Origin of the sequence: Bordetella avium, from assembly GCF_034424645.1 — a bacterium.
Lineage (GTDB): Bacteria > Pseudomonadota > Gammaproteobacteria > Burkholderiales > Burkholderiaceae_B > Bordetella > Bordetella avium.
On the sequence record NZ_CP139969.1, the window covers coordinates 3564623 to 3576642 of the forward strand.

Sequence of the window (12020 nt, forward strand, 5' to 3'; positions counted from 1 at the left end):
CATGTCTGCTCAAGCTATCGCTCTGCCCGCGCCTGAGGCGCTAGAGCGCGCCGTCCAGGCGCGCCTGCCCAGTTTCACCCATGTGCAATGGGTGGCCAGCACCGGCTCGACCAATGCCGATCTATTGGCGCGCGCGCGCCAGACCTGTGCTCCCAAACCCTGGTTGCTGGGCGCACATCTGCAAGAGGCCGGCCGAGGCCGCGCCGGGCGGCCCTGGAAAAACCGCAGCGGCGCCACGCTGATGTTCTCCTGCGCCTTCAATGTGCGGTTGCCTGCCGCGCAATTACCTGCCATTTCGCCTCTGGCCGGGCTGGCAGCCTGTGAGGCGCTGCGCAGCCTATGCGGCCATGACGGCGTCTGCGTGAAATGGCCCAACGACGTGCAATGGCACGACGCCAAGCTGGCCGGCGTGCTGGCAGAGACCACCCGCAACCCGGATAGCGACGGCTATACCGTTGTCATCGGCATGGGGCTGAATCTGCGCGACGCCGATACCCTGTCGGCCACCCTGGGTCGCGCCATCGCCGACTGGAGCCAGATCGAAGGCAGCGCAGCGGTCGAAGACGCGGCTGATATCGTGCGCGCCAGCGCACTGGCCTGGCAGACGGCCATCGCCGACCTGGAGCGTGACGGCTTTGCCGCCTTTGTGGCGCGCTTCGCACAGGCCGATGCCCTGGCCGAGCGCGCCGTCAACGTGATAGACCGAGGCCAGATCATTCACAGCGGCCAGGCGGCCGGCCTGGACGCCCTGGGCCGTCTGCAAGTTCACACCGACGCCGGTCTGGTCGCCGTATCGGCAGGTGAAATCTCCGTGCGTGCCCACCCATGATGCTGCTTATCGACTCCGGCAATAGCCGTCTGAAGCTGGGTTGGCTGCGCAGCGGCGCGCGCGAGCCTGAACCCGCCGCCTTCGACAACCTTGACCTGCAAGCCCTGGCGAGCTGGCTGCAAACCCTAAGGCCGCGTCCGACGCGGGCGATCGGGGTCAACGTGGCCGGGCAGGCGCGGGGGGAGGCGATCGCAGCCATCCTGGCCCAATGCGGGTGCAGCATCGAATGGATGCGGCCGCGCCGCGAAGTTCTGGGTATGACCAATGCCTACCGCAACCAGGCGCAGTTAGGCGCAGACCGCTGGGCCGCGATGCTGGGCTTGCGCATGCGTCTGCCAGAAGGCCACCCGCCCGCGCTGCTGGCGTCTTTCGGTACGGCGACCACCCTGGATACGCTGGGGCCGGACAATGAATTCGCGGGTGGCCTGATCCTCCCCGGCCCGACCATGATGCGCGGTGCGCTGGTGCATGGCACCGCCAACCTGCCGCTGGCCGAAGGCCCGGTCACCCTGTATCCGACCGAAACCCACGAAGCCATTGCCACCGGCATTGCCGCCGCCCAGGCCGGCGCGCTGGCGCGCCAGTGGCTGGCCGGCCAGGAACGTTACGGTCAGCCGCCCGAAGTCTATGTCGCGGGAGGCGGCTGGACTGAAGTCCGGCCCGAAATCGAACGTCTGCTACAACTGGTGGGCGCCCCCTTCGGCGTGGCGCCCGTGCCCGTTATCTTGCAAACACCCGTGCTCGACGGACTGGCCGCGCTGGCCAGCGCCCTCTGATTAGCGAAACTGCCATGCGCATTCTGTTTCTCGTGATTTTGCTGGCCAATATATGGGCCTACAGCCTGGGACAAGGCTGGTTGGGGCCAAGACCCGACGACGAGGGGCGCGACCCGCGCCAATTGAATCGGGAATTGAACGCCGGACAGATCACGCTCAAGCCCGCCACGAAACCCGGCCTGCCCGGCTAGACCTGCCGGCCCACCTTGAGACGATGCGCCAGGGCATCGATGCTGCGCGCCACCGCGCCTTTATGCGTCGCGGTCCATGCAAGCGCGGCCTGGGCGCGCTGACGCAGCAGCTCGGGATCAGCTAGCCATTGATCGGCTAATTGCAAAGCCTGCCGGGCAGTCTCGACACGTTGCGCCGCGCCCGCCTCGATGGCGTCGCTCGTGGCCGGCTCAAAATTAAAGGTATGTGGCCCCGTGATAACAGGCGTGCCCGCCGCGCAGGCTTCAATAAGGTTTTGGCCGCCCAAAGGCGCAAAACTACCGCCAATCACGGCCACATCGGCGGCCGCATAATAAAACGGCATTTCACCCAGGCTATCGCCCACCAGGATATCCAGCTCGGCGCCCGCCGCGCCCGCCGAACGCCGCCCTACGCGCAAACCGGTCGCCTCGGCCTGGGCCCAGGCTTCGTCAAAACGCTGAGGATGACGCGGAATCAGCAAATAAAGCGGCCGAGGCGTCGGCAATTCGCCCAGCGCCTGCAAAAACATCAGATCCTCGCCTTCACGGGTACTGGCAATCGCCACGACCGGCCGGCCCACCGCCTCACGCCAGGCCCGGCCTTCCCGCAACAATGCCTCAGGCAAACTGACATCAAATTTGAGATTGCCCGTGACCTGCACGTTTCGCGCCCCGGCCTCACGCAGCCGCTGCGCATCCGCTTCGCTCTGGGCCAGCACAAGGTCCAGGCCTGACATCGCTTCGCGCATCACCCGGCCCAGGCGCAGCGATGTCCGTAGCGAGCTGGCGGAAAAACGCGCATTGACCAAGGCCAGGGGCAGACCACGCGCATTTGCGGCAGCAAGCAGATTAGGCCAGATTTCACGCTCGACAATCAGACCGCAACGCGGCTCGTAGGCATCGAAGAAGCGCCCGACGGCGCCAGGAAAATCGTAGGGCAGCCAAACCTGGCGCAACTGCCCGCGGCCAATAGCGTCGCCAAACAGCCGCGCCCCTTCGGCGCGGCCCGTCGCAGTCATGTGCGTCAGCAAAATGGGCAGCCCCTGCGCAAGCAAAGCGTCTATCAGGGGCTGAGCCGCACGGGTCTCACCCAGGCTGACCGCATGCATCCAGATTGCGCCTCGCAAAGGATCGGCCTCGGGATGACCGAAACGCGTGCGCGCCAGGACATCCCACTGCCCGGGCACGCGCCGGGCGCGGCGCCACAAGCCGAGCCAGAATAGTGGAGCGAGTGTGTACAGCAGGACGGTATAGAGGCTGCGCCGCATAGGCTTGCGTCAGTGCGCCGCCAAAGCCTGCTCTACGGAGGCCATGACGGCCTCACGCGAAGGCGATGCCCCCCGGTCGCCCAGACTGGCGGTGTAATTGGAGCCAACCAACGGTGTGCGCACCGGCGTGGAGGCGCGGTAAATACCGATGGTCGGACGCCCCAGCGCCGCCGACAAATGGGTTAAGCCGCTGTCCAGGCCCACCATCAAACGGGCACCCGCCAAGACACGTGCGACAGAAGTCAGATCCATGCGCGGCAGCACCTCGACCCCCTCCATGCCCGCCACCAGCAGACGGGCACGGGCAGCTTCCTGCTCATTACCCGCCAACAAGCGCAAGGCACAACCCGCATCCTGCAAGCGGCGGAACACCGCGCGCCAGTCTTCCTCGGGCCAGAGTTTGTCCTCACGGCTGGCCGAGGGCATGATGACGGCATAGCCCCTATCCGTATTAAGGTGGTGCAGACGACGCCCCTCTTCGACAAGGGGATGCTCGGCTTCAGCAGGGCGAGAAAACGCCTGCAAACCGAAATCCGGCGCACCCGAATAGCTATAACCAAAGGTTTGGGCGGCCAGTTTGCGCTGACGAATGACGGCCGGCTGCCAGAACTCGACACGATGCCGCACGTTATAGAACAGCGAAGCGAGCGGCTCTCGGGCCGAACGCCAGTCCAGCCCATGGCGCATACCCTGTGTTTGACGCACTAGCCAGGCTGACTTCAGCAAGCCCTGCATATCGAGCACGATGTCGTAAGGCTCGTTGCGCAGGCGATCAGCCAGAGCGCGCCGTTCCTGGCGCACCTGATCCGACCACCAGGCCTTGCGCCAACGGCGATGAGCCACCTTGATGACAGTGCGGACGGCCGGATGCCAACCGGGAATTTCGGCGAACGCTTCTTCCGCTATCCAATCTATCTGGGCATCCGGCACATGGCGGGCAATATCGGAAATTGCGGGCAACATGTGCACCAGATCGCCCAGAGAGGACGTGCGAACGATCAATATGCGGGTAGGCATCAACGCGGGACGCACCCGGGCAAGCCGGGCGCTGGATCTTGTAAATCCTCGGAATTTACAACAATTAACGATCTTCAGCCGACAGACCCGTGGAGAAAGCCCCGCGCCCCTGCACTTAGCCGTCAAGCTGACCACTTGCCAAAGCCTCTTGCAGGCCAGGCGCGCGTTCATCACGCTCTGACAGCAAGCTGACCTCAGCGGGCCAGACGATGCCCATAAACGGATCATTCCACCGCAGACTGCGTTCGTGCGCAGGAGAGTAATAGGCGGTAGTTTTATAGTGCACCTCACTGGGCCCGCTCAAGGATAAAAAGCCATGTGCGTACCCTGCCGGTATCCACAGACTGCGCCGATTGACTGCCGAGAGCGTCACACCCTGCCAACGTCCGAAGGTGGGAGAGTCTGGCCGGATATCGACCGTCACATCGAAAATTTCACCCACGGCCACGCTTACCAATTTGCCCTGGGCATGAGGCGCCAGTTGGTAATGCAGACCGCGCAACACACCCTGTCGAGAGCAGGAATGGTTCTCTTGCACAAAGGGCGCCGGAACAGGCAGCCCCAATGCCCGCAGCCCCGCCTCGAAGACATCCTGCCGAAAGCGCTCGGCAAACCAGCCGCGCGCATCGGCGAAAACCTTAGGGTCCAGCAACACGACACCCGGCAAGGTGGTGGGGGAGAAATTCATGGCCTCTTTCCCTGTAAAACCCGGATCATTCAATTCACACGCATCGACGCCAACGCCCTGTCCAGACCGTCGCGCCAATCCGGCAGGCGCAAACCGAAAACACGCTGCAAACGCGTGCAATCGAGCCGCGAGTTCAATGGCCGCTGCGCTGGCGTGGGGTAGTCCACACTGGCAATGGGCGCCGTGGCACAAGCCAACCGGGCCTGATTCAACACGTGGCGCGCATAGTCAGCGCGCGACACCGCGCCGGCCGCGGCGACATGATACAGACCGGATACCGCCGGACGTCTGCAAGCCTGCCATAGCGCCAAAGCGCTGACATCTGCCAGCAGATCCGCCCCGGTCGGCGCGCCGACCTGATCATCCACCATGCGCAATGTTCCCGAGGCTGCCGCCAGACGCAGCACGGTCTGTGGAAACCCCTCTCCCCGTGAACCATAGACCCAGGAAGTGCGCAACAACAGATGGTGCGCACCGCTGCGGCAGATGGCCTCGTCGCCCGCCCGCTTGCTGAGACCATAGACATTCAGGGGTGCGGTGGGGCTGTCTTCGGTACGGAACTCGCTGCCGCTGCCGTCATACACATACTCGCTCGAATAATGCACAAGCCAGCCCTGCCTCTCACGCATGGCCCGCGCCAGGATTTCTGGCGCCTCGGCATTGATTCGGAACGCCAGGTCTGGCTCGCGCTCTGCCTGGTCCACGGCGGTAAATGCCGCCGCATTAACGATGACATCGGGGTTGACCTCACGCACAAGACGGCTCAGTGAGGCCAGATCAGATAGATCGACATGCCCTTGCGGTTGCGGCCTTCGTCCCAGCGCGAGCAATTCGCCCAGGGGAGCCAGCGCCCGGCACAGCGTCCGCCCCACTTGGCCATCCTTGCCCAACAGCAGGATTTTCATGTGATCTCCAGTAGTACGGGGCAACAGCGATACTCGGCCCCAAGAAAGCACCGCAGCCGGGACCTTTTCCCATCCGCGTGTCAGCCCTCAGGGAATGAGCATCTGTTGACCAAAATTTGACGAAGTATCTCCTATAATTGGCGCGCTTTTTCATCCCACGCGCTACTTCCAGCTCGCCCTGCGCCCGGTTTCCCAGACCGGCGAGTTCTTGCCGACATCATGCTCAAACGTTTGCCTTCCTGGCTGCTGGTTGCGGTGCTTGCCGCAACCCCCACACTATTGCTCATTACCGCGAGCGGAGGCAGCACTGCTTTTTACCTCACCTTGTTGCTGAGCATCGCCGCGCTGGGCTGCCGCGAACAAGCGCTTGACCTGAGCGCTTACCGCAAGCTGATCGTAGCGGCCTGTTTGCCGCTGGCGGCGATGTTGTTGATCGCCGTGCTGCACGGCAGTTTGAGCAGCATCAACCTTGAGCGCGGACTGCGGCTGGCCCTGGGCATGCCGCTGCTTTTGGCCGGCTTGCAGGCAACCGGCCCGCAACGCCTGAAACATGTGCTCTGGGGCACGCTGGCGGCCGGCTGGGTCGCCATCGTCAGCCTGATCGCCCTGATTGGCACCCATTTAAGCGAACGCCCGCTTACCCCGGAATACAACGCCGTCAGCTATGGCAATCTGCTGCTGCTCTTTGGCGTCATCAACCTCTTTTCGCTGAGCTGGCCGCTCACTCGGTACCGGCGCAGCGAAATCGCTTTCAAGCTGCTGACGACGCTGGTCACCTTTGCCGGCTTTATCATTACCCAGACTCGCAGCGGCTGGCTCGCCCTGCCCATTTTCGTAGCGCTGGCCTTATTGGTCTATGCCCGCTTCCGCCATCCCTTGCGCCTGTTCGCCGCGCTGATCGTCGTGTTGGCCGGCTTGATCGCCGTGGGTTCGCTCAGCCCCGCCCTCGTCAAGCGCGTCGAGCTTGGCCGTCAGCAACTCACTGAATGCGAAGCCAACCCGCTGGTCAATTCCTCGATATGCGTGCGGCTGCAGCTCTGGCGAGCGGCCTGGGGCATGATGCTCGACAACCCGATCAAGGGCGTCGGCGCATCCGGCTTTTCGCCTGCGCTACAAAAAATGGCTGCTGAAGGCAAAGTTTCACCCTATGTCGCAGAAGACTTCGGAGAGCCTCACAACGACATGCTTGACGCGCTGGCGCTCTATGGCATTCCAGGCGGCTTAGCGCTGTTGCTGTTGTACGCCATACCTGCTGTGTTCTTTCTGCGGCGTCTGGCGTATGACTTGCCGCAACAAGTCCGTGCCGCAGCAGCGATGGGCGCCTCAACGTCTTTGGGGTTTGCTGCCTTCGGCCTTACCGAGCTGATGTTCCGAGGCATGCGCACCCTGGGTTTGTATGTCATCTTGATCGCCTTGTTCGCCGTGCTGTCGAGCGCCGCGAACGGGGCCAGGGCATCGAAAAAAAACAGCCCCGGTTCATAACCAGGGCTGCTCGGACTACAACAATCTAGCGCAGATCAATACCAGCCGCCGTAGTAGCTTGAATAGCTGGGCTGACCCCAGCCCGCACTGCCGTAGCCGTAGTTGCCATAGCTGTCACCGTAGCCGCTGGCATAGTGGTTGAAGCTGCCGACATTGCCCGTGCCAGCACCATTGTTGCTAGTGCTGCCGCCGCGGTTACTCTGATCACTGCCGGATTTACCACGCTTGACCGCAGCTTGGGAACCCGGCGGCTGGTCAATCACTATCGGAGCCACCAAGTTACGCTGCCCCCCGGCAGTCAGCCAGCCACCGACGTTGCGAATTTCTTTACCCGCAACAATGTCGAGATCATTTCCGGCCGCAATTTTTGCACCCCGGCCATTGGACACATTTCTGCCCGCAACCAGGGAAATATTGCGATCAGCCGTGATCTGAGCGCCATCGGCATTATGAATATCCTTGGCCGAGATGGATAGGTTGTCACCCAGCAGCACCCCCTGATTGCGCACCGTATGGCCTGCATTGATCGTGACATCGCCAGTGGCCTGCAGCGCATCGGCAATCGTGACGTTATCCCCGACGCTGGCGGTTACCATCCCATCCGCTTGCACATGGGAAAGCTCGGCATCATGCCGCGCGCTGATCGTGACATCGCCCTCACTTTCGAGGGTGTCGCCGCGCAGGTTCTTGGCGGTCAAAACAAGCTGGGAACCCTTGACATCCCCGGCGTCCAGATCGCCGCCAGCCGTGGCCACCAGGCGGTTGTCGGTGCGGAGGGAATCAAGCTGGATGTCGCCTTTGCCCGTGACAAGGAAATCGCCTTCGGCCACGCCGTGTTTGATGCTGACCAGCTTGCCGCCATTGACGATCGCAGAGCCATCGGCCGCCACTTTGTTCAGCGAGACATCACCGCTGGCATCGATCTGAATGTCATTCGCCGATGAGATCAGGCCCTGCATCTTGACACCGACACCCCGCCCCGAGGCCAGCAGGGAGATATTCGAGCCATACATGGAGCCTGCCGCCGTGCCCATGACGACAACACGTTCGCGCTTGTTGCCGTTCAGTGCGGTATAGCTGCGCTTACGGCCCTTGCCAGCCAGATCGTCTTGAACGTGATACCGGTTCTGCCCGCCCAGGAGCGTGATGTTTGTGCTCTTGCCCTTGTTGGGGGCACCAATAACGCCGTTCAGGCTGATGGTATCCGCGACAAGGTCAAAATAACCCAGCCCGCTGGTGTCCACGCCGCGCCGGCCAACCGAGATCGTGCCACGCTTGACATCGAATACCGCATCGCCTGCCTGGCCTGCCTGATAATCACCCGTGGTCAGTGTCAGCGAATTGATATTGATGGGGCGCAAACCGTTTACCGAAATGCCGTTGGGGTTAGCAATAATCACCCCAGCATTCCCGCCAAAGGATTCCAGCGCACCGTTGAGGCGGGACTGCCCGATGCCCTGCGATTGAATCAAGATATTCTTGGCAGCCTGGCCGCCCGCGAGATTCGGATTGGCCTGTAAATGGCCCGCCAACTGCGATTGGCCAGCCACGGTGCTGTTGTTCAGCACCGTCCCGGCGGCACCGACATTAAAGCTGCCAACCTTGTTGATCGACAGACCATGTTGATTGGGCGCTGCGATATTGATGACATCTGCGGCCTGAACCGGCATGGCGGCAAGACCAAGGCCGGCGCCACTCAATACATAAGCGCCAATGCTCAGAGCACAGGAAAGCCGCTTGAGCCGTGCGAGTGAAAAGGGTTTCATAATTTGGCTCATTTACCGTGACCTCCGTGTAGCACGTCAGAGATTGATGAATAAGCCTATCCACATGTAGACCCCACTTGCCTTCCTGAGCCAGAAAACAGACCTAACGTGGTGCAACATGAGCGGTTGTTTTCCTTACATTGCATGACATATAACGATTTTGAGCGCACAATCGTAAGAAACAGCCAGGAGACAACCATGCGCATTGCCGATGCCCAATGGATTCCTTCCCCGCCCCATCAAACGTGGGACGCGCTCTTCGACCCCGAGGTGTTGCAGCGCTGTTTGCCTGGATGCATACGGGTCATCCGCCTCACTGACACCGAGTACGCCATCACGGTGCGTGCCAAAGTCGGCGGTATCGACGCCGAATACGAGGGTGAACTTCTGGTCTCCGATATCACGCCCTCCGAAAGCTGCTCGCTGGCCTTTGACGGCAAGGGCGCCGCGGCCGGTTTGGCCATCGGCACCGCTCAGATCAACCTGTCACCTAAGGAAAACGGCACACGCCTCTCCTATACAGTGGCAGCGATGACGGGCGGCAAACTGGCGGCCCTGGGCGAACCCGCCATCCTGAAAGCGGGCGGGAAAATCGTGGAGAAATTCTTCGGCGGTTTCATCGACTACATGGCGGGCCAGCCCAGGCTGGCCCCTCCAGCGCCAGCGCCTGAGCCGCGTGCGCTGGCGACATCACGCTGGTCATGGGCCCTGGCCATCGCGGTCATCGCAGTACTGGTGGGCTATCACACCTTATTCAAATAGGCAGCATGCGCCGGTGCTATCCTTTCTTGCATGACATCGCCCACAAAAGAATCGGCCTCTTCTCCAAGTTCTCGCCATGAATTGCTAATGGCCATGGTGGGAGTATCCGCCACTGTAGTGTTGGCGGCGTTTGACTCCACCATCGTCAGCACGACGCTGCCGCGTGTAGCCCAAGCCCTGAACGGTATGGCGCTTTATGCCTGGGTCGGCACGGGTTACCTGCTTGCCACGGCAGTATCCATTATCATCTTCGGCCGCCTGGGCGATATGTTCGGGCGCAAGCCGCTGATGCTGCTATCGGTTTCTTTGGTAGCGCTAGGCTCCATTGCCTGTGGATTGGCGCAGTCCATGGAGCAGTTGATCGCGTTCCGTACCCTACAGGGGGTGGGCGGCGGCATGATGATCGCCACCGCCTTCGCCGCGCCTGCGGATCTGTTTCCCGATGCACGAGAACGGGTGCGTTGGATGGCCTTGGTATCCGCTGCATTCGCCATGGCCAGCGGTATCGGGCCCGCACTTGGCGGCATCGCGACCCAGGCGCTGGGCTGGCGCGCCGCCTTCTTCATTGCGCCCATCGCCGCGGCGATTGCGCTATTTCTGCTGGCGCGCTATTTCCCACGCATAAAGCCAGCCCAAAGCGGCAAAGTCGATTGGATAGGCAGCATTCTGCTCATCATCATCGTTGGCGCGCCGCTCGCAGCGATGGAGCTGGCTTTCGCGCCAGGCGACGACGCACGCCCCGGACTGGCGGCGGTATTGGCGATCGCGGCCGTGATTGCGGCCTGCTGCTTGCCGCGCTATGAACGACGGCTCGCATCGCCGATTTTTCCAATGCGCATTCTCGCGGGCCCGGAGCCGCGCTTGCTGAACCTGGCCGCCGTAATGGTGGGCGCCACCATGTTCATCCTGGTGTTCTACAGCCCCTTGATCCTGCAGCAAGAACTGGGGTACAGCCCCAGCGAGGCCGGACTGCTGCTCACACCCCTGGTAGCGGCCATTTCGCTGGGCAGCATCATCAATGGCCACATGTTCCCCAAACAAAACGAACCGCAACGCCTGATGGTATTTGGCGGGCTACTCCTGGCGGCCGGCTCGGCCATGGTGCTGGGCTTCAGCCAAGGCACGTCGCCCTGGTGGATTATTTCGGCCTTCGCGGTCAACGGCGTCGCGCTGGGCTTCTTACTGCCCAACCTGACCCTGTTCATGCAAATGCTGAGCGAACGTCGCGACGTCGGCGTCGCGTCCGCCCTGGTACAGACGACCCGCGCCGTCGGCAGCGCGGCCGGCACAGCGCTGGTCGGCATCGCCATTTCGCATACCTCCGTCGCGACCGGTGTACGCATTGGTCTTACACTATGCGTCGTGCTGTCCCTCTTCGCGGCCGTGATCGCACACAGAGTCAAGATGAAAAACGCTGTGACCCGCCGCTCCTGAACCCTTTTTTCATGCAACGCCAAGATTTTTCCCAATTGCTTGTCCTGGCTGCCGTCTGGGGCGGCTCTTTCATGTTCATGAAGATCGCGGTGCCCGAATTCGGCCCTGCCGCACTCATTGAATTACGCGTCGGCCTGGCCGCCTTGATGCTGTTGCCCCTGGTGATCGCGCGTGGCCGCCTGGGTATTATGCTGCGCCATTGGAAAGCCATTTTGCTGGTCGGCGTTTTCAACGCCGCCCTACCCTTTCTGATGTATGCCTACGCGGCATCCTCACTGGGTGCCGGCTTTCTCTCCGTCTCCAATGCGGTCACCCCAGTCTGGGGCGCGGTCTTTGGCTGGATCTGGTTTCGCGATAAATTGCCTTTCATGCGTACCCTGGGCCTGATGATCAGCTTTTTGGGCATCGTCGTGCTGGCCTGGGACAAACTGGACTTCCAGCAGGGTGGCACAGGCCCGGCCGTGCTGGCGGCCATCTCCGCGCCGCTGTTCTATGGCATTGCCGCCAACGCCACCAAACGCTATCTGAGCGGCGTGGATGCGCTGAGCAATGCCACGGGCAGCATGCTGGCCGCAGCGCTGGTGCTGCTGCCGCTGGCCATTGCGCATTGGCCTGAACAAGCCATCTCGCTGCAAGCCTGGTCGGCTACGATTTTGCTAGCCGTGCTGTGTACCGGCATTGCCTATGTCGTGTTTTTCCGTTTGATCGCGACGATCGGGCCGACCGCAGCCGTCAGCGTCACCTTTCTAGTGCCCCTGTTTGGCATGCTCTGGGGCGTCACGCTATTGGGCGAGGCACTCACGGCTAATATGATGGGCGGCGCCGGCATCATCCTGGCAGGTACGGCTCTGGCGCTGGGCCTCATCGGTCCAAAACCCCCCTTAGCCAAAGCCCGCTGATAC

The 12020-nt window shown here is 62.2% G+C and carries 12 protein-coding genes; 7 read left to right on the forward strand and 5 right to left on the reverse strand.

Annotated features, from left to right (window positions below; all coding sequences use genetic code 11):
* Position 1 precedes the first annotated feature (1 nt).
* From U0029_RS16495 to U0029_RS16505, 3 genes are read left to right on the forward strand one after another with little or no spacing between them, the layout of a single operon-like run.
* On the forward strand, positions 2-829 hold the full coding sequence (locus U0029_RS16495) for a biotin--[acetyl-CoA-carboxylase] ligase (protein ID WP_012415833.1): 828 nt from the start codon (positions 2-4) through the stop codon (positions 827-829).
* Positions 826-1605 carry a type III pantothenate kinase gene (locus U0029_RS16500; RefSeq protein ID WP_012415832.1) on the forward strand — a complete coding sequence of 260 codons (780 nt, stop codon included), beginning with the start codon at positions 826-828 and terminating at the stop codon, positions 1603-1605. Before U0029_RS16495 ends, U0029_RS16500 begins: the two co-directional genes overlap by 4 nt.
* A gap of 14 nt (positions 1606-1619) precedes the next feature.
* Positions 1620-1796: a hypothetical protein gene (locus U0029_RS16505; protein WP_012415831.1), complete on the forward strand. Its 177-nt coding sequence runs from the start codon at positions 1620-1622 to the stop codon at positions 1794-1796.
* On the opposite strand, the gene U0029_RS16510 is transcribed toward U0029_RS16505, so the two are convergent.
* From U0029_RS16510 to rfbD, 4 genes are all read right to left on the reverse strand, one after another.
* Positions 1793-3064 carry a 3-deoxy-D-manno-octulosonic acid transferase gene (locus U0029_RS16510; RefSeq protein WP_169507396.1) on the reverse strand — a complete coding sequence of 424 codons (1272 nt, stop codon included), beginning with the start codon at positions 3062-3064 and terminating at the stop codon, positions 1793-1795. The genes U0029_RS16505 and U0029_RS16510 overlap by 4 nt on opposite strands.
* A gap of 9 nt (positions 3065-3073) precedes the next feature.
* Positions 3074-4081: a lipopolysaccharide heptosyltransferase I gene (waaC, locus tag U0029_RS16515; protein WP_012415829.1), complete on the reverse strand. Its 1008-nt coding sequence runs from the start codon at positions 4079-4081 to the stop codon at positions 3074-3076.
* Positions 4082-4196: 115 nt separating this feature from the next.
* Positions 4197-4769 carry a dTDP-4-dehydrorhamnose 3,5-epimerase gene (rfbC, locus tag U0029_RS16520; protein ID WP_012415828.1) on the reverse strand — a complete coding sequence of 191 codons (573 nt, stop codon included), beginning with the start codon at positions 4767-4769 and terminating at the stop codon, positions 4197-4199.
* Positions 4770-4798: 29 nt separating this feature from the next.
* Positions 4799-5674 (reverse strand): dTDP-4-dehydrorhamnose reductase, encoded by an 876-nt coding sequence (gene rfbD, locus U0029_RS16525; protein ID WP_012415827.1) that lies wholly within the window; start codon positions 5672-5674, stop codon positions 4799-4801.
* A 219-nt stretch (positions 5675-5893) separates the two neighbouring features.
* Here rfbD and U0029_RS16530 point away from each other — a divergent pair, with 219 nt between their 5' ends.
* Positions 5894-7156: an O-antigen ligase family protein gene (locus tag U0029_RS16530; protein WP_012415826.1), complete on the forward strand. Its 1263-nt coding sequence runs from the start codon at positions 5894-5896 to the stop codon at positions 7154-7156.
* A gap of 35 nt (positions 7157-7191) precedes the next feature.
* Here the strand turns inward: U0029_RS16530 and U0029_RS16535 are convergent, their stop codons facing one another.
* Positions 7192-8922, reverse strand: a complete 1731-nt coding sequence (locus U0029_RS16535; RefSeq protein WP_162790320.1) for a two-partner secretion domain-containing protein — start codon at positions 8920-8922, stop codon at positions 7192-7194.
* Between the two features lie 198 nt (positions 8923-9120).
* Here U0029_RS16535 and U0029_RS16540 point away from each other — a divergent pair, with 198 nt between their 5' ends.
* From U0029_RS16540 to U0029_RS16550, 3 genes are all read left to right on the forward strand, one after another.
* A complete protein-coding gene (locus tag U0029_RS16540) occupies positions 9121-9684 on the forward strand; it encodes a CoxG family protein (protein WP_012415824.1) in 564 nt (187 codons plus the stop codon).
* An 87-nt stretch (positions 9685-9771) separates the two neighbouring features.
* Positions 9772-11118, forward strand: a complete 1347-nt coding sequence (locus U0029_RS16545; protein ID WP_039051817.1) for an MFS transporter — start codon at positions 9772-9774, stop codon at positions 11116-11118.
* An 11-nt stretch (positions 11119-11129) separates the two neighbouring features.
* On the forward strand, positions 11130-12017 hold the full coding sequence (locus tag U0029_RS16550) for a DMT family transporter (protein ID WP_012415822.1): 888 nt from the start codon (positions 11130-11132) through the stop codon (positions 12015-12017).
* Positions 12018-12020: the final 3 nt, after the last annotated feature.

Coding starts and splice junctions, on each gene's coding strand:
- U0029_RS16495 (WP_012415833.1), top strand. CDS start 2: ATGTCTGCTCAAGCTATCGCTCTGCCCGCGCCTGAGGCGCTAGAGCGC.
- U0029_RS16500 (WP_012415832.1), top strand. CDS start 826: ATGATGCTGCTTATCGACTCCGGCAATAGCCGTCTGAAGCTGGGTTGG.
- U0029_RS16505 (WP_012415831.1), top strand. CDS start 1,620: ATGCGCATTCTGTTTCTCGTGATTTTGCTGGCCAATATATGGGCCTAC.
- U0029_RS16510 (WP_169507396.1), bottom strand. CDS start 3,064: ATGCGGCGCAGCCTCTATACCGTCCTGCTGTACACACTCGCTCCACTA.
- waaC (WP_012415829.1), bottom strand. CDS start 4,081: ATGCCTACCCGCATATTGATCGTTCGCACGTCCTCTCTGGGCGATCTG.
- rfbC (WP_012415828.1), bottom strand. CDS start 4,769: ATGAATTTCTCCCCCACCACCTTGCCGGGTGTCGTGTTGCTGGACCCT.
- rfbD (WP_012415827.1), bottom strand. CDS start 5,674: ATGAAAATCCTGCTGTTGGGCAAGGATGGCCAAGTGGGGCGGACGCTG.
- U0029_RS16530 (WP_012415826.1), top strand. CDS start 5,894: ATGCTCAAACGTTTGCCTTCCTGGCTGCTGGTTGCGGTGCTTGCCGCA.
- U0029_RS16535 (WP_162790320.1), bottom strand. CDS start 8,922: ATGAAACCCTTTTCACTCGCACGGCTCAAGCGGCTTTCCTGTGCTCTG.
- U0029_RS16540 (WP_012415824.1), top strand. CDS start 9,121: ATGCGCATTGCCGATGCCCAATGGATTCCTTCCCCGCCCCATCAAACG.
- U0029_RS16545 (WP_039051817.1), top strand. CDS start 9,772: ATGGCCATGGTGGGAGTATCCGCCACTGTAGTGTTGGCGGCGTTTGAC.
- U0029_RS16550 (WP_012415822.1), top strand. CDS start 11,130: ATGCAACGCCAAGATTTTTCCCAATTGCTTGTCCTGGCTGCCGTCTGG.